Genomic DNA, 17892 nt, shown 5'->3' with positions numbered 1-17892 from the left:
AAGAAGAGGCCATTCCTTCCGGAATGGCCATCTTCATTTGTCTTGATTCATGTTACCGGCTCACTAAACCGGGAAACGATTTATTGCACTCCCCAGCTTTTATTAGGTTTAGGCCCCATGAACAATTCCAGGGTACCGCCGTCCACCATTTGCTGGTGAGTGAAAACAGGTTTGTTTAAAGGCTGCCCGTTAAACTTCGCCTGCTGTATATATTTGTTTACCACGGAGCTGTTGTGTGCTATGATGGTAAATGTTTTTTTGTTGGGTAATGCGATCTGTATATTTTCAAACACCGGGCTGCCAATAGTATACTCCGGAATACCTGGTGTAACAGGATAAAAGCCCATAGAAGAAAATACGACAAAAGCCGACATACCACCGCCGTCTTCATCGCCGGGGATACCAAAGATGTTATCCTTGAACCAGGTATCCAGCAGGAAGCGGATGCGTTGCTGTGTTTTCCAGGGGGCGCCTGTATAGTTGTACAGGTAAGGAATATGGAAACTGGGTTCGTTACCCATAGCGTACTGACCTACCAGGCCGGTAGCATCTGGGAACTTGTTCCAGAAAGTATAGCGCGACATATCCAGCGGTTCACGGAACAGCTGATCCAGCCTGTTTTCAAAAGCCTGCTTGCCTCCCATCAGTCCTATCAAACCGGGAATGTCCTGCTGCACCTGCCAGAGATAAGTCCAGCCGTTGTTTTCATCATAGTAGTCCCGGCCACCTACACCGCCGTCATACTTTACGTTGATATCTATCCATTCCCCGTTGCCATCTTTTGGCAAAAAGAATTGCTTGTCGGCGTTCCACAGGTTTTTATAATTTTTTGCCCTGGGTGCAAAAAGACGCTGATCCTCTTTTTTATTGAGGTCGCCTGCCAGCTCCGCCAGCGCCCAGTCGTCGTAAGCGCCGCCCAGTGTTACGGCCACTGCCTGGCGTTTTTCGAATGAATGCACTTCCGCCACGGTTTCCTTCTCCCCTATACGCAAAGCAGGAAAATAACCTTTGGTATGGTATACATCATCCAGCACGGTTTTAGGCCCGTTGCGCCATGGCAACATGGTGGCATCTGTTGCATTTTTCCGCATGCCTTCATAGGCTTTTTCAACATTGAATTTGTGCAATCCTTTTCTCCAGGCATCCAGCATTACTACGGAAGAATGGAATCCATTCATACAGGCATGATCCCCGAACAACACCGGGAAAGTAGGCAGCCAGCCGCTTTGCTCATACATGCGTACAAACGACTCCAGCATATCTTCCTCCTTCGCCGGATGCAGGATCATCCTCAGCGGATGCAGGGCCAGGTAAGTATCCCAGGTCCAGTCATCTACATAAAAAGGACGGCTATCGTGGTGGATCTGTTTATCATAACCGCTGTAATATTGCCCGTCTTCCGTAATATCCACGGCCCTTTCATAGGAACGGTATAAGGCTGTATAAAAAGAACGCTGCTGCGCCAGGGTACCGCCTTTTACTTTGATCTGCGACATTACATCCGACCAGGCTTTTTTACCACTGGCCGCTACGCCGTCAAAGTCCCTGCGGCTGATCTCTTCTTCATAATTTTTCTTCGCCTGTTCAGGGCTGATGTAGCTGACAGCATATTTAAACGTCACCTCGCTGGTAGCAGCAGGAAAACTGATATAGGCTTTAATGCCTTTACCAGCAATACTTTTATTGGTACTCAACCGATCCTGCTCTACCACGCCCGGGGTCCCTGCTTCACTAAATACGCCATACATGTATACTTTTACATAGCCGTTATAAGTTTCCATACCGGTGATGACATTACCGGGCAGGAAGTTGTAAGTGGCATCCCCATTATTGTATACGTCAAACAACAATGATTTATTTTTCCCCTGCGGGAAATGAAAACGGTAGTAACCTGTTTTTTTACCGGCGGTAAACTCCACCCCAATTTCTTCATTTAATAACCAGGTGGAATAATACCAGGGCCTGCTTATTTCCAGGTTATGATCATAGGCCAGCCGTTTCTCCCAGGCACCCTTGTCGGGGGCTCCCACTACAGGTTTCAGGGAAAACACCTGTCCTAACCGGTGTGAAACGATGGTGAGCGGAAAATCATCGATCTGGTCATCCATATAATCTTTTCGCTGCGGTGTAAACCGGATCAGCTGATTGGGTAGCTGCACCGTAGGTCTGGTGGGCTCCAGTAATTGCCCTACATTTCCAATGGTAGGGTCAACCAGGTCAACAGGTTGTTTAGGGCCTGGAATGGTATCCGGAACAGCTGGTTTGGCGCTGCCCGGCAGGCATACAAAAGGTACCAGTATCAAAAGACTGCACAGCGTCCGCGTTATTTTTTTCATTCACTAAAGTTTATGCTCAGGGAGGATTTTTCAATGCCTGTGCAGCGAATTAACAAAATAGTTTAATCATGCACAAGGCATGATTAAACTATTTACAGGTCAAATCAAAGGGTATTTAGTAGGTTGCGTTTTGCGTCCATCCCGGGCTGAGGTTCAGGTCACGGAACGGGATCGGCGCCAGGTATTTTGGACCAGGATTAGCCACTGCCGCCGGATTCAGCGGAAGATCCTTAAACTCATTTGGATCCCGTCTGGCAATCACCTTGGGTAATAATTGTAAACGAACAATATCAAACCAACGCTGTCCGAACTCACCGGCAAATTCATACTTACGTTCATTTACCACGGAATCGCGGAAGGCGGTGGCGGATAATCCTTTAACGATATCCTTCAACCCCGCACGGCGTCTTACTTTGTTAAGCGCTTCGTACGCCTCATCAGAAACCGTATTGGCAGACATGGCAGATGCTTCTGCATAGGTCAGCAGGGTTTCTGCGAAACGAACCACATCTGTTGTTTTGTTGGTGCTGGCATTAAAGCTGATCACCTTAGTGGGCGTTTCAACAATACCATCGCCTGCTGCATAACGGAACTTATTATAATAAGGGTGGTGTGTGGCTGTTCTTGGATCATCCCAGCTGATTACGCCAAACTTATTGCTCTTGATCTGGGTATGGAAAGTTTCATCCGTACGTTTACAAACCGGTGCATCCTTGAAGTAGTTGATTTCAGGAAAGAAGTCATCCCATCCGCCTTCATCATCCGGAATACAGGTGGCGCCAAAGGAACGGTTAGGTAACTGGCCGGCCACATTATATTCCAGGCCGAATACTGATTCGATGTTGTTATTGGTTTTGAAAACATCGAGATAGTCGGGCACCAGGTCATACTTTTTAGCATCCATTACGGCTTTGGCTTCTGCAGCGGCCAAATTGTAGTTGGAGGTCTGGTTGAGCGGCCATCCTGCCATCGTCAGGTATACATTGGCCAGCACCGCCCTAGCGGAAAGTGCGCCGGGCCTACCCACATCAACACCGGCAGGCCATTTGTCCGGTAACATCTCTGCTGCTTTTTTCAAATCACTGATGATCTGCGCATACACTTTGTCGGGGCCTTGTCTTTCCGGAATAACGGTAATCTCTGCAGGGCCGGTAACAATTGGTAACGGGCCAAAAGTTCTTACCAGGTAGAAATAGCAGATGCCTCTCAGGAAATACGCCTGTCCACCGGCATAGTTACGCTTTTGAACAGCATCCGGCGTAGTAGCGGCTACTTTTTCATAGTTGGTGATCACATTGTTCACCTGGTAAATAGTGTTCCAGGGGCCTTCCCATTCTGCCCGTAAACTATTATTAATACTGGTACCCTGTAGTCTGTCGAACTCCCGGTTTTCTGCTTTGTTCGATGCCGGGTGTGTGGTCAGGTCATCAGACCCGAAATAGGAAGTGAGCTTACTGGTAAATCCCCAGGCGCCGTCGATAGCCAATGCCCTGTAGGCAGAAGTAACTGCGCCATCCAGTTCACTTTGGGTGTTAAAGTAGTTGCCGGGAGTAAGCGTTGCTTTTGGATCTTCCGTCAGCTTCACGCAGGACGATGCGCCGATCATGGCTGCAATAGCTAAAGGAAGGAAATATCTTTTGTTCATAGTAATAATTTTTAAGAAAACAGAATCCTTTACTTACACACTGTTCAATTATAAACCAAGTCTTAAACCAATGGTATAGGTTTTAGGATTAGGTATAGTACCTGCTTCCAAACCTTGTGTGATAGCATTGGTAGCATTGGTTACTTCCGGATCATAGCCAGGATAATCTGTGATCGTCCAGATATTCTGCGCGCTGATGTAAACATCCAGGCTGCGCACATGAATGCTGTTTAACAGGCTTTCAGGTATGCCGTAAGTCAAAGAAATATTCTTCAGCTTAATATAGCTGGCATCAAATACATAACGGCTGCTTTTGATTTCGTTCTGGTTACCATATACCGGTATGTCGGTTTGTTTTTCAGGCGTCCATGCATCCTGCACCTTTGAGCTGGTAGCATCCCGCGAATCACCCAATCCGCCCATGATGAAAGCCTGGCTGAAAGAATACATCTGGTTACCATGTGTACCCTGGAACATGACGTTCAGGCTCCAGTTCTTGTAAGAGAAGTCATTGATGAAACCGAAATAATATTTGGGCATACCATTACCGATAGTAGTCAGGTCGCCACCAGACAGCGTATGATCGCCGTCAAGGTCAGCATACCTGGTATCGCCTGGTTTCTTTCCATAGGTCGCTGCTTCCGCTTTTTCTTCAGATTTCCAGGTGCCCAGGTATTTATAACCATAGAAGGTCCCCAGCGGCTGACCTACTTTGATAATAGATACTCCCTGCTGCGCAGAGCCAATACCATTTACGATGATATTGTCCTGACCTCCCAGATCCAATACTTCGTTTTTGTTGAAGGAGATGTTGAAGTTACTGGTCCATTTGAAATCTTTTCTGACAACAGGCACGCCGCCCACACTGAATTCAACACCTGTATTTTTTACACTGCCAATATTACGCTGGTAACTTCCACCGCCATAATAGAAGGGATTGTCCGTGTTGTACAACAGGTCTGTTACTTTTTTATTGTAAGCATCTGCGGCGAATGTTAAGCGGCCACGCCAAAATTCCATATCCACGCCCACATCATAGGTAGTGTTCTTTTCCCATTTCAGACTGGAAGATACCGGAGTTCCCAACGGTGTATTTACACTGGGTGTGCTGCCATCGAAATAGTATGGAGGAGCAGTGCCCACCTGCGCAATACTGGAATAGGCCGGTACTGCCTGGTTGCCGGTTTGACCATAGCTGGCACGGAGTTTCAGCCCCGTTACCACGTTGGAGCCAGCCATAAATCCTTCTTTGTCAACTACCCATCCCAAAGCTACCGCAGGGAAAGTGGAGTACTTTTCTATCAGGTGGGAAGAACCATCTGTACGCACAGAAACCGTTAACAGGTATTTATCCCTGAAGGAATAGTTTACCCTGCCCATATAGGAAATCAAGGCATCAGCCCAGTATCCGCTGGTGGTAGACTGGGTTTTACCTAATCCCAGGTTCCAGTAACCGAGACTGTAGGTAGACAGGTTATTGGCTTGTGCAATGGTGTTATTATTGGTTTTGGAAGCCTGCTCCACGAGTGCTGTTACTGTGAGGGAATGATCACCGAAGCGGTTATTATAAGTCAGGAAGTTAGAGTTCTGCCAGCTTCTGTAGCGGCTGTTTTCCACTTTCGCATAGTCGTTACCGTTAAATGCTTCGTTTGTTCCCGGACCTATGAGCCACTGTGTTTGCTGGTTTTGCAACTCATAGCTGGTGTTGGAAGTAAAGGTCAGGTGATCAATGATGCGATAGATAAAGATACCGGTAGCTGTCATGTTGGAAGTTTTTCCATCTACTGAACGGCTCATAATATTCTGCATCGGGTTGGTAGACAGTGCAGCGTAATCGGACCGGGAGATATAATTTCCCTGCGCATTTTTAACGGGGCTGGTAGGATCCCAGATGCTGGCCTGTGAAAACGGATCGGTCAGATCACCGGAGAAATCGGTATTGTGTGATTGTGGCAACAGGCCTGTAATATTTACTTTCAGGTCCATTTTCTTATTGAGCTTAACATCCACATTCGCTCTCAGCACATCTCTTTTGTAGTTGGAATTTACCAGTAGTCCCGGTTGATCAAGATGGCTATAGGAGAAATAATATTTTACATGCTCTGAACCTCCGGATACACCTACCTGGTAATTCTGTGCCAATGGCTTTTGCGTTAACTCATCCTGCCAGTCGGTAACAACGGGATTTTTCTGCAGTTCCGCCAGTCGCTCTGCGGTGAATGGGCTGCCGGTTCCGGTAACCTGTCCTTTCAGATTTTTTTGCAGGGCAAATTCGTGTGCATTCATCAGATCCAGTTTCTTTGGTAAAGCATTTTTGCTTAACCAGGTGCTGAAATCCACTCTTGGTTTTCCTGATTTACCGGATTTGGTAGTTACCATGACCACGCCGTTGGATCCCCTGGAACCATAGATAGCTGTGGCGGAAGCATCTTTCAAAATTTCCATGCTTTCGATATCGCTGGGGGCAATAGACTCGAGGTTACCGCCGATATACCCATCAATTACATATAAGGGATCATTGCTGCCGGTGATGGAACTGGCGCCCCTGATCCTTACGCTGATACTTTTACCAGGCTGACCACTGTTACTTTGAACAGTTACGCCGGATGTAGTACCCTGTAATGCCTGTTCTACTCTCACCAAAGGACGTTTGGCGATATCCACTGCTTTCACAGAGCTGGTAGCACCGGTAACATCACGCTTTTTCTGTGTGCCATAACCTACTACCACCACATCATTCAGGGAGGTCGCATCTGTTTTCAGGCGAATGGACATATTATCTCCCGATACCGGCACTTCCTGTGTGATGTAGCCGATATAAGAAATCACCAGTACCGGGGAAACCGCATCACCGGTTGAGATCTGGAAGTCGCCTGTGGCATTGGTAGGACTTGAGGTATTAGTCCCTTTTACTCTCACAGTTGCGCCGGGTAGTGGTTGGCCGGTTTCATCCAGCACTTTACCCTTTGTCAACTGCCTTTGTGCATAGGCCTGCAGCAGACCCGATGCAAACAGCATCAGCAATAGTAATCTTTTCATAACGCGAACGATATTTCGATTGATAAAAAAAATAATACCCTGCAAGTAAGCATCACAGGCCTAACAACAGCGCTAATAATGAACTAACAGTGGCATTAATGTTGGCTTTTTTTAAAAAAATTTAGTGAGATGAATAACATGGTCAGTCCGATTCGAAAACAGGAAACACCTCCGCGGGCAAAGCCATTTGCCGGCTGCGTTCAAAAACATAATTACCGATAACGAGATAATCCATTTCTGTACGCATAAATGCCAGCCACGCGTCGGCAGGTGTGTTTACAACCGGCTCTCCTCTTACATTAAAGGAGGTGTTGATCAGCATACTGCAACCGGTCTGTTTTTTAAAACTTTTAAGAAGGGCCCAGAACTTCGGATGCAGTGAACGATGCACTGTTTGCAGCCGGGCAGAATAATCTACGTGTGTGATAGCCGGTACAGCAGAGCGTTGCTGGTACAGCCGTTCTGTTAAAGTAGCGGTGTTGTCATGATTAATATACCGCAGCGATTTTTTCACCGGTGTTACAAATAACATATAAGGAGATGCGGTGCTGACTTCAAAATAATCTGCTGCGTCTTCTGCCAATACTGCGGGAGCAAACGGGCGGAAGTCTTCCCGGAATTTAATTTTCCGGTTGATCAGCTGGTGCATACCTGTTCTTCCCGGATCGGCCAGGATGCTTCGGTTGCCCAGTGCGCGGGGGCCGAACTCCATACGATCCTGGAACCAGCCGACCACTTTTCCTTCGGATAATTTTGCGCTAACAAAGTCTGTTAATGCATCAAAATCTGACCAGTACGCTCCTTTTGCATCATACCGGCTCATCATGTTCCTGATATCACGGTCGCCGTAGGCCGGTCCCAAACAGGCGCCCTGCAAGCTGTCTTCTCCCGGAAAAAATTCCCGCTCCCGTCCCATAGCAATATGCCATGCCGCATAAGCAGCGCCCAATGCGCCGCCGGCATCGCCTGCCGCCGGCTGTATCCATATATCTGAAAACAGCGCTGCGTCCCTGACCTTACTGTTGGCCACACCGTTCAATGCCACGCCGCCTGCCATTACCAGGTGCCGGCTACCTGTAATATTTTTTGCCGTACGCGCCAGGGCCAGTACAATTTCTTCTGTTACCTGCTGAATGGCCATCGCCAGGTTCATGTGCTCCTGGCGGATCTCCGACTCCGGCTCCCGGCGCTCCATACCAAACAAAGCCTCCCACTGAGGGGTGGCCGTCATTTTCATACCGGTGGCAAATTCAAAGTAATCCATGTTCAACAGGATAGATCCGTCTTTTCGTATATCCACCAGCGTAGCCAGGATCTTTTCCCTGAAAAGGGCCGTCTGCACCGCATGCCGTTGCCCATAGGGCGACAATCCCATTAACTTATATTCCCCGCTGTTTACCTTAAACCCAAGAAAGTAAGTAAAGGCGGCATACAGTAAACCCGGTGAATGCGGAAACCGCAGTTCCCGCAGTATCCTGATATCTTTTCCTTTTCCATAGCAGATAGTGGTGGTAGCCCACTCTCCCACACCATCTACCGTAAGAATGGCCGCCTCTTCAAAAGGTGACGGGTAGAAAGCGCTGGCGGCGTGCGACAAGTGATGCTCCGGGAAATACAAGGGCATATTTACCGTGGCGCCTAATGCGCGGAATGATTTGCGCAGTTGCTGTTTCATAAATACCTTCTCTTTCATCCACAGCGGCATAGCCTGCAAAAAGCTGCGCCAGCCGCGCGGCACAAAAGCGTGATAGGTTTCCAGCAACCGTTCAAACTTCAGCAGCGGCTTATCATAAAACGCCACGGCGGTGAGTTCATTAAATGAAATACCTGCTTCCGCCAGCACATATTTGATGGCCTCCGCCGGAAAGGCTGCATCCTGCTTTTTACGCGTAAACCGTTCTTCCTGGGCGGCGGCCACAATACGGCCATCTATGATCAGCGCCGCTGCGCTGTCATGATAAAATGCCGATATGCCCAGGATGATTTTTCTCAATGCCATTAAAATATGGAGTAAATAAAAGGCGCCAGCGCGGATACACTCGTGAGTGCTACCAATGAAGCCAGTAATAATAACAGGACGATCAATGGAAGCAGCCAGAACTTCTTACGTGTTTTTAAAAAATGAAACAGCTCCTGTAAAAATTCCATGACGTAAAAAAATAGTTGTGTTAAAATGTATGTGTCAGATCTTCGCTGGTATATAAGTGATCCCGTATTGCCATCACCGATTCTTCCTCCTTCTTAAAACGGCGCAGCTGTAAACTATCGCGGCCGCGCAGCCGGCGCCACAGGCCTACCGGCAGCACCACCAGCACAAAAACCAGGGATAGCAGCAACCGGATATTGATTTCGCCCAGTATTTTCGACAATCCAAACCATGCCCATGCAAGCGGGTAAAAGAGCCGCGGTACCAGGATGGTGATCAGTATAACTGCCAGGGCGGGCGCTAACAATCGGATGTTGCGGTAATACAATGCCGCCACGATGAGCGCCAATACGGCCACCTGTCCAAATTCGACGCATTGCTGCCGGGTGATGACAATAGCATTTCGCCCCATGATCTATGCTTTTTTCAATTGACTTTGTAATGCGAGTGCTTCTTTATTGCGGGGCGATGCCTGTAATATTTTTTCTACATACAACTCCGCTGCTTCCTTGTTGCCCATCTTAAAATACCTGTCGGCTATTTCAATCAGCACCGCCATATTCGCCGGTTCCCTGGCGGCCACCTGCTGCAATTGCAGCACCTGCATCAGCGATGCTTTTACCGGTTCCAGTTTTAAATGCTGTTCATTGTTGGCGATGGCATAGTCCAGGTAAGGCAATGCTTCCTGTGCTTTATCCTGTTTTAAACACAATACAAAAAGCATCCGGGCGGTATTAAAAGCCGGCGATAATTTAAATGCCTGCTTAAAATAAAAGGTGGCGGCAGCGATATTATTCAGCTTACCATTGTAGTTGGCCGCATCTTCATACCAGCCTGATTCGGTAGGATGTTCCTGTACCATGGCTTCGGCGATACGCCCCGCGCCGGCCAGGTCGCCCTGTTGATGATAGCCTTCGTAGAGCTGCTTCATGGCGGCGGCCCAGGAGGTTTTTCTGAAAGCAACTTCATAAGCAAGCTGCTCATACGCATTGATAATCAGCGTAGTGTCATTTTTGGTTAAAGCATTACTAAAAGGCTTGCTGCTCTTCAGATGTGCAATTTTATAGGCGCCGGCGAGGGAGTCGACCGGCGTTAATGGCATGGTTTGTTGTAAACTGGCAAAGCTCATTTCTTCTGCGGCGGTTACTTTTACAATGCCCTGTTGTTTCATAGCATTATAAAAAGCATCAGATAATAACGCATAGCCTTGCAGGTTAGGATGCACATGTTCCAGCACCAGGTTGTTGCCAATAATATGTCCTTTGCTGTTAGCTTCAAAAACGGCGCTGGCATCTACCAGGTGTGTATTTTTATACTTGCTGCAAAGCTCCAGGATGATCAGGTTTAAACGGGAAGGCGCGCGGAAACGAAGTGCATCAAGGTCTCTGGCTTTATCAAAATATACTTTTGCGTTAACGGTATCGCCTCTACGGAAAAGCAGCTCTCCCAGGTAGTAATTACAACCGGCATGTACCGGGTAAATATTATCTGCTGCCAGGAAAGCATTTTGTGCCGCAGCGGAATCGCCGGCGGCGATCAGCGCCTCTCCCTTTTGGTAGAGCGGTGCAAAGGCCGGGAACTTCGTGCTGTCGGGCAGGATGCTCACAAACGGGAACAGGTCTTTCTCGGCAGACACCACATTGCTGAAGAAAACCGGCACCTTTGCTTCATTCAGCCGGCGCAGGGCATTATCCATATTAGCGGTAAACTGTGCCAGTCCCCTTTCGTACATAGGCGATCCCAGGCCAATCTGCTGCTCGCCCACCATGAGTTCCATCCTGGTTTTACCTGCCCCTTCCGCATTACCAGGTTTTAGCCGCGCTATTTTTTGCAGCGTATTAGCGATAAGCTGGGTGAGCCTGAACTCCCGCAGCTCCAGGACCAGGTGAATAAGGAAAGGGTTGCCCGCGATTTTATCGGTGCTGCCTGTACCCAAACAACCATAATATTCATTATGCCCGGTATAAATCAGCACGGCATCCGGCTGATAAGGCAATAATTCCTTTGCGAAACCCGCTACCGTATAGGAATTAACGCCCGTTAATGAAAGATTAATGATCTCCAGCCGCTTATCGGGGCAATTGTGCATGAGGCGATACTGCAGCCAGCGGTGAAAGGAGCCGTTATGGAAATAGGGATAACCGATGGTAGTCGATTCTCCCAGCACAAATATCCGGAGGGTATTGGTATCCTTTGTTTTCTTAAATAATTCTGCATTGCCGGTAGTGGCTATTTCCTGGTTGGAGAAATATTTACTGGAAGCATCGGGATTCAATACATAATAGTCGCTATTGCCCGGAGCGGTGATAAACAACCGCAGATCATGGCCGTAGTGGAATAGCCTCAATACCAGTTCTATGCCACCCAGTAATATAAAAGGAAAAAAGATGCTGATGATTTTAATCACCAGCATCCTCTTTTTTTGTAACAAAACGGCCTGAGTGCCATAGTCGTGGAATCTTGTTCTATTCATTTCAGTGCAATTTAGACGGGCAGCCTTAATGGCAGCACTAATAATGCACTAACTATGGAAAGAAAATTAAATTAAGGGTTAATTAAGCGAGGGGGAAGGCCTTCGGCCTTTGTCTTTGCCCAGGATTAGTGTGATTAAGATGATTAAGATGATTTTATGGCTGCTTATGATGGGCTTATTTCTTACCGCCGTCAGCACCTTATGGTAAGATAGGGTGCTTTCAAAAAAAGAAATAAAATCATTTTAATCATCTTAATCACACTAATCCTGGGCAAAGACAAGCGCCGAAGGCGCTCACTTATCGCCGGAATAGGCGCTAAACGGATGCGGGAATTCCTCCCCGTACATGTGCAGGTATTCTTTGGTGAACTTGTTGAAGGCTGTTTTAGCTAGGGAATGGCGGCCGAGCAGCACGAGACTGTTGCATTTCAACCGCAGGGCTTCTTCATTGACGGGGTCGAAGAGGAAGATACTGTCTGCAATTTCGATCAGGAGTTCAGGATCTGATTTAAACTGTGCAGCGGCTTCAGTTAAGATATCGAGGGCGTTGTTGGAGATCTCGGATTGGATGTCTTCCAGCCAGGTATAATTTGCATCTGGCAGGAAAGAGCCACGGCGCAGTATTCGTAAAAGCTCACGTACAGGCTTTTGTTGCAGCGGACGTGGCGATTGCAGCAGCAGTTGAAAATCGGCCAGGTCCATGCGGATATCGGCGGTGGTGTATTGTAAGCTCCAGCGGTCGGCCTCCTTTACAAATGCGCAGGCGCCGAGCTTATCGAGTATAGCTTTAAGCTTCACCATATTCACGGAGCGGTTGTTTTGTGCTTCCTTGCTGGATTTATCGCGCCATAAGGTGGCATAGAGCCTGTCTGAAGAAATGCCTTTCCCCGAGCGGAGTGTATTAATAGCGATCAGCAGGAACAATTCCTTGAGTAAGGGCGTAAAGAATTTTGTTACATCCTGCCCGTCTTTGTCCTGTACTTCAAACGGGCCAAAGAAAAAGATATGACCTTTTTTCTCCGGTGCCGGTGTTGTTTCTTCAGCTTCTTCAACAACGGCGGGCGGTATGGGCAGCGGCGGAGCTGCTGTTCCTGCTGCCGGAACAACCGGAGCAGGGGGCACAGGGCTCGTTGTCGCCGCGGGCGCAGTCACTTTTTTGCGGCGTTTGAGTACCAACAGGATGACCAGCACTCCCAGCGGAATCAACAGAAAATAATACCAGCCGCCCAAATCAGGAAGCCTGGAGGTATCTGTGAGCATGATCTCCGGCGGAAACTCAAGGGTATACACTTTTACTTCCGTGATATTGTCTTTCGATGTATACAGCGTTACGGCCACCAGTTTTTTGCTGTCTTTACAATAATATAAATCAGCAAAAGATTTGATATCGTGGAAAGAGTATGGGATCGCATCGGCCAGCGGCGCATACTTGGGTTCTTTCAGGGAACCTTGGATCAGCTGCAGGCTGGTATTAAATTTATCGTCCGGAAAAATAAGTGCGTAGTAATTACTTGTTGCCGGATCAACTACCAGGCTGTTGGCAAAACAGAATTGTGCAGGCGGTTCGGGCAGCTGGTAAATTTTACGAAAGGAATGATCCTTTACATAAAAAGCCATCAGGTCGTAGTAATGGCGCGGATTCACCACCTGGTTACCGCTGTTGCTGCCGTACCCACCAAGGATATATGCCGTATCGCCATTAGCGGTAGCCCCGGCGGCGGCCAGGTAGCGCGGGATGAGTCGTTCTCCGGATACGGGAATGGAATCCCATTTTTTGTCGGGGAAATGATAGCGCTGTACGGTATTTTTATACTGCATTTGCCCATAGCCTCCCAGGATATAGAGCGAAGAATCCGCAGCAGCTATAAATTTATTGGCCTGCCAGAAAACGGTGAGCAGGTCGGGCGAATAGTTTACATCCCATTTCCGCGATACCGAATCATAGGCGCTCACCTTTTTATGATCTATATAAAAATTATACAGCCGGTTGGTAAACGGGTTAAATGCGGATTGATTTCCCGGCATAAGACTATCCAGCCGCTGCGACAATTTTACCGGGTGCTGCTGCTCATTTTTAAAACAGATGTTATATAAAGAGTCGGCTGCCACAATATAGAGCACTTCGGCGTTCCTGTCGAAAGCCACGCTGGGTGTGCCATTGATCTCCCATTGCTGTACCAGGTTCCAGCTGCGGTGTTTGGGTCCTATCCAGTTGGCGTTGTTGATCACCGCCTTCTTGCCCTCAACGATATCCGTAGCGGTACCACCGGCATTTTCAGATAATGGCCAGTTGTACTTTACACTGTTTCCTTCCTTAAACAGGATGTTGCGGATATTCATGGGAGGTATGTCTACCGTTTGAAAACCCTCAAAGGTATTGGTACCAAAAAACACGCGGGTGCATACCGGCGAGCCCATTTTCACCGCTCCTTTCGCAATCAGTTTATCATTTACAGCAATGGAAGCTTCGCTGCCGGCAAGATCAAACCGGATGGCAATATGCGTCCATTTACCGAACAGTGTGGCAGAATCTATCACAAATACCCGGGAAAAACTTTCGCCGATCAGGAAGTTGAAGCTCCGCTCCTTCTGATTATATACCAGGTCGATGTTCTGGTTGTTGGCAGCGATAATTCTTAACACATAACCAAAATATGTTTCCTTATAGGGAAGAAAGTTGAGGTCGAAAGAAAGCTCCGCATCTTTTTTAAAACAAAGCGGGCCGGAGGAAGTGAGGTTCAGCGTTGTTCGTCTTTCCTGCACTACTTCATGACTAGAAAAGCGTAATCCATAGGACTGAGCATAACCAGCATTTGTGACCAGGTGAACAGAAAAAAATAGTAAAAGGATAAATTTCCACATACTCCGCTAAAAAACTAAAATAACTACCTATTCAATACTTAACGATCTAACGCCACGTGGAATATACAAATAATAAACAAATTAGTGCTCTTTTATGCGCTAATAATCAATGACAAATGTAAAATATACACGCTTGATTGGCTCTCCATTAATGGTAAAGGGGCTTTAATTAAACAGTGGCTCCCGGTTATAAAAACTGGTTAACCAATACTTCCCATTCCTGTTCTTTGGAATAAGATGGTTTCGTTTCTCCGGCTCTGCTGTACCAATACTCCGCATTTGCTTCATCTCCTTCAACCCTGTGCAGATAGGCATGCACCCTGGCGGCATCATTGCCAGGCAGGTCATCGACCAGGTCATGCGCTTTTTCCCAGTATCCCTTTCCATCGTACCACAGCGACTCCAGGTAAACGGAGAGGTACTTCGGGGGATGCGCATCCTGTAAGGATTGTTTAAATTCATTAAAATCCATCTGTCTATTTTATCGGCCAATATAAATGTGGAATTCAAATATACGGAAGCAGTCGGCAAAATGTAAACATCAGCATCTCTTCTGATATTAATTTAGCACATAATCGGTAATCTTCAAAAGTATCTGCCTATCCTATATTGTTTCCTTTCATCCCTTTTCCGGGAAAAAACTGGTTTATTCTTTTATTTTGTGCGCCACTAATCAAAATTGCATACAAATCCATGAGTGAACAAATTAAAACACGCATTCAGGCTTCACTATCATTATTAATTGTCGGAATAACACTAATCGCACAGGGATGTAAAGATACATCTGCCGCCGAGGTGATGACTACCCCTGAGGATAACCGTTTTACAAAAACGATACTTTCCAACGATCTTAACGAGCCCATGGAATTAGCCGTGGCAGCCAACGGCGATGTTTACTTTGTGGAACGCAGCGGAAAGCTGTATCATTATAACCCCTCTACACAGGCCACCCGCGTGGTATATACTTTCCCGGTATTACCTGATACCAAGGAAGGTTTCGGTAACGGATTGCTGGGCGTAACCCTGGATCCTGCCTTTGAGAAGAACCATTATATCTATTTCTATTATACACCCAATACCACGCCGGTTGCTAACCAGGTATCCCGTTTTACCATGGCGGGGCAAGACTCGCTGATCATTGCCTCTGAAAAAGTGCTGCTGAAAGTGCCGCTGGAACTGGAAGTAAGCGCGCATACCGGCGGCTCGCTCGACTGGGACCGGGATGGTAACCTCTATATTTCCACCGGCGATAACACCGTTCCATTTGCCTCCAACGGGTATGCACCGATTGACCAGATTCCCGGCCGTATCACTTTCGACGCCGAACGATCTGCCGGCAACACCAATGACCTGCGTGGTAAGGTCCTCCGTATTCATCCCGAACCGGACGGCAGCTATACCATTCCCAAAGGCAACCTTTTCCCTAAGGGCACCGACAGCACCAGGGCAGAGATCTATACCATGGGATGCCGTAACCCTTACCGTATGTCGGTAGATACAGCTACGGGCATTGTATATTGGGGCGAAGTAGGACCAGATGCCGGCCAGAACGGCGACCAGGGCCCCCGCGGATACGATGAGATCAACCAGGCCAAAAAACCGGGTAACTTCGGTTGGCCATTCATGGTGGGCGACAATAAAACCTATCCTGATTACAACTTCGCCACCAAAACCCTTGGCACCCACTTCAAACCTGAAGCACCCGAAAATAAATCGCCCTCCAATACCGGTCTGAGTATACTGCCGCCGGCGCAAAAAGCACTGATCTGGTATCCGTACGACTCTATAGAAACATTTCCCTTGCTGGGCAACGGAGGCCGCTGTGCCATGGCCGGACCGGTTTTCCATTATAATAAAGAAACCGCTTCCGCTACCGGCTTACCAAAGTACTTCGACAAAGCATTGTTTATTTACGACTGGATGCGTAACTGGATCTATGCCGTAAGACTCGATTCACAATACAATTATAAATCCATGGAGCCATTCATGGGCAGCAACGGCGACTTCAGACGTCCGGTGGATATGGCATTTGGCAAAGGCGGCGATCTATACGTGCTGGAATATGGTTCCGTATATGGCATCGACAATGACGACGCCCGCCTCGTACGCATTGCCTACAACGGCGGTAACCGCGCACCGGTGGCAAAAATTACCACCAACGATACTGCCGGCACCGCGCCCATGAAAGTAACTTTCAGCAGCAGCAACAGCTACGATTTTGATAAAGACAAACTTACCTACGAATGGAACTTTGGCGACGGCTCCCCTGCCGCTGCTGAGGCAAACCCCGTGCACGAGTATACGAAAAACGGCGCCCACAAGGCGATATTGACCATCACCGATCCGAGCGGCGCCAAAAGCCACGATACAGTTACCATCCGTACCGGCAACACCATTCCCGTTGTGAAGGTGAGCAATACCGGTAACAGCACCTTCTACTTTAATAAAAGTCCGCTGCAATACACCGTAACAGTAACAGATAAAGAAGATCCATCCATCAATAATGAACACCTGGTCATCGGTTTACATTATGTGCCGGCTTCCAAAAACAAACCGGCACAGGGGCACCAACTCATTACCGTAGTTCCGGCCCACCCCGGCAAATTACTGATGGAAGGCAGCGACTGCAAAGCCTGTCACCAGCTGGATAAGACTTCCGTAGGCCCCGCCTTTACCGCTGTTGCCAAACGTTACGAACACGACAAAAACGCACCGGTAAACCTGGCCAACAAGATTATCAAAGGCGGCGGCGGCAACTGGGGAGAACACTCCATGGCCGCACACCCGCAACTGTCGATGGATGATGCCGGACAGATCGTAAAATATATCCTGTCGCTCGCCGCACCACAAGCCGGTAACCTGCCGCCATCCGGCACCATTGCCCTGAAAGATCATCTTGGCAAAGAGCCGTATGGTAACTACGTGCTGGCCGCAACTTATACTGATGGCGGTGGACTGGCAACGCCGCTGACCGGCAGCGACCTGCTGTTGCTGCGGTCCCTGCGCGTACAAGGCGAAGATGCAGATGAAGTAAAAAATATTGATCGCTCTTCCAAATACCTCGGCTCGATCCATAACAAATCTTACTTCGTATTTAAAAACATTGACCTGAAGGGAATCAGTAAAGTAACTTATCATTATTCATCTCTCAACAGGGATGCTACACTGGAAGTACACACCGGCGGCATTGACGGACCAGTGATCAGCACACTTAACTATAAAGCCACCGGCGACTGGGAGAAATTTATTGACGTAACTGTTCCCATCAAAGACCCGGGTGGTAAAAACGACCTGTACTTTGTATTTAAGAAAAACGAGGAACCGAATCAGCACTTATTTACGCTCGACTGGATGGAGTATCAGTAAGAGCAGAAGGCATAAGGCTGGTTTT

The 17892-nt window shown here is 47.9% G+C and carries 10 protein-coding genes; 1 reads left to right on the top strand and 9 read right to left on the bottom strand.

The features are described 5' to 3' along the window. Nucleotides 1–80: 80 nt before the first annotated feature. The 9 genes from KE626_RS33380 to KE626_RS33340 form a co-directional block, all read right to left on the bottom strand. Entirely contained in the window at nt 81–2336 is a 2256-nt protein-coding gene (locus tag KE626_RS33380; protein ID WP_211977431.1) for a GH92 family glycosyl hydrolase, read from the bottom strand. 115 nt (nt 2337–2451) lie between these two features. After that, nucleotides 2452–3981, bottom strand: a complete 1530-nt coding sequence (locus tag KE626_RS33375; RefSeq protein WP_211977430.1) for a RagB/SusD family nutrient uptake outer membrane protein — start codon at nt 3979–3981, stop codon at nt 2452–2454. 48 nt (nt 3982–4029) lie between these two features. Then, on the bottom strand, nt 4030–7020 hold the full coding sequence (locus tag KE626_RS33370; protein ID WP_211977429.1) for a SusC/RagA family TonB-linked outer membrane protein: 2991 nt from the start codon (nt 7018–7020) through the stop codon (nt 4030–4032). A 142-nt stretch (nt 7021–7162) separates the two neighbouring features. Then, on the bottom strand, nt 7163–9019 hold the full coding sequence (locus tag KE626_RS33365) for a carbamoyltransferase family protein (RefSeq protein ID WP_211977428.1): 1857 nt from the start codon (nt 9017–9019) through the stop codon (nt 7163–7165). Continuing rightward, nucleotides 9019–9168 carry a DUF5989 family protein gene (locus KE626_RS33360; RefSeq protein ID WP_211977427.1) on the bottom strand — a complete coding sequence of 50 codons (150 nt, stop codon included), beginning with the start codon at nt 9166–9168 and terminating at the stop codon, nt 9019–9021. The genes KE626_RS33365 and KE626_RS33360 overlap by 1 nt, the downstream gene beginning before the upstream one ends. 20 nt (nt 9169–9188) lie before the next feature. Beyond that, the gene (locus KE626_RS33355; protein ID WP_211977426.1) at nt 9189–9578 is read right to left on the bottom strand and encodes an SxtJ family membrane protein; all 390 of its coding nucleotides are present in this window, start codon (nt 9576–9578) and stop codon (nt 9189–9191) included. A gap of 3 nt (nt 9579–9581) precedes the next feature. Beyond that, nucleotides 9582–11639, bottom strand: coding sequence for an SGNH/GDSL hydrolase family protein (locus KE626_RS33350; protein ID WP_211977425.1), 2058 nt, complete (start codon nt 11637–11639; stop codon nt 9582–9584). 294 nt (nt 11640–11933) lie between these two features. After that, the gene (locus KE626_RS33345) at nt 11934–14501 is read right to left on the bottom strand and encodes an AfsR/SARP family transcriptional regulator (protein WP_211977424.1); all 2568 of its coding nucleotides are present in this window, start codon (nt 14499–14501) and stop codon (nt 11934–11936) included. A gap of 187 nt (nt 14502–14688) precedes the next feature. Then, the gene (locus KE626_RS33340) at nt 14689–14973 is read right to left on the bottom strand and encodes a hypothetical protein (protein WP_211977423.1); all 285 of its coding nucleotides are present in this window, start codon (nt 14971–14973) and stop codon (nt 14689–14691) included. Between the two features lie 221 nt (nt 14974–15194). Between KE626_RS33340 and KE626_RS33335 the strand changes: the two genes are divergently transcribed. After that, nucleotides 15195–17867: a PQQ-dependent sugar dehydrogenase gene (locus KE626_RS33335; RefSeq protein WP_211977422.1), complete on the top strand. Its 2673-nt coding sequence runs from the start codon at nt 15195–15197 to the stop codon at nt 17865–17867. Nucleotides 17868–17892: the final 25 nt, after the last annotated feature.

The organism is Chitinophaga hostae, assembly GCF_018224885.1.
GTDB lineage: Bacteria > Bacteroidota > Bacteroidia > Chitinophagales > Chitinophagaceae > Chitinophaga > Chitinophaga hostae.
This window is presented reverse-complemented; position numbering and strand designations above follow the sequence as displayed.

Bases quoted from the DNA above. Each gene is read 5' to 3' on its own strand.
- KE626_RS33380 (WP_211977431.1), bottom strand. From the start codon at position 2,336: ATGAAAAAAATAACGCGGACGCTGTGCAGTCTTTTGATACTGGTACCT.
- KE626_RS33375 (WP_211977430.1), bottom strand. From the start codon at position 3,981: ATGAACAAAAGATATTTCCTTCCTTTAGCTATTGCAGCCATGATCGGC.
- KE626_RS33370 (WP_211977429.1), bottom strand. From the start codon at position 7,020: ATGAAAAGATTACTATTGCTGATGCTGTTTGCATCGGGTCTGCTGCAG.
- KE626_RS33365 (WP_211977428.1), bottom strand. From the start codon at position 9,019: ATGGCATTGAGAAAAATCATCCTGGGCATATCGGCATTTTATCATGAC.
- KE626_RS33360 (WP_211977427.1), bottom strand. From the start codon at position 9,168: ATGGAATTTTTACAGGAGCTGTTTCATTTTTTAAAAACACGTAAGAAG.
- KE626_RS33355 (WP_211977426.1), bottom strand. From the start codon at position 9,578: ATGGGGCGAAATGCTATTGTCATCACCCGGCAGCAATGCGTCGAATTT.
- KE626_RS33350 (WP_211977425.1), bottom strand. From the start codon at position 11,639: ATGAATAGAACAAGATTCCACGACTATGGCACTCAGGCCGTTTTGTTA.
- KE626_RS33345 (WP_211977424.1), bottom strand. From the start codon at position 14,501: ATGTGGAAATTTATCCTTTTACTATTTTTTTCTGTTCACCTGGTCACA.
- KE626_RS33340 (WP_211977423.1), bottom strand. From the start codon at position 14,973: ATGGATTTTAATGAATTTAAACAATCCTTACAGGATGCGCATCCCCCG.
- KE626_RS33335 (WP_211977422.1), top strand. From the start codon at position 15,195: ATGAGTGAACAAATTAAAACACGCATTCAGGCTTCACTATCATTATTA.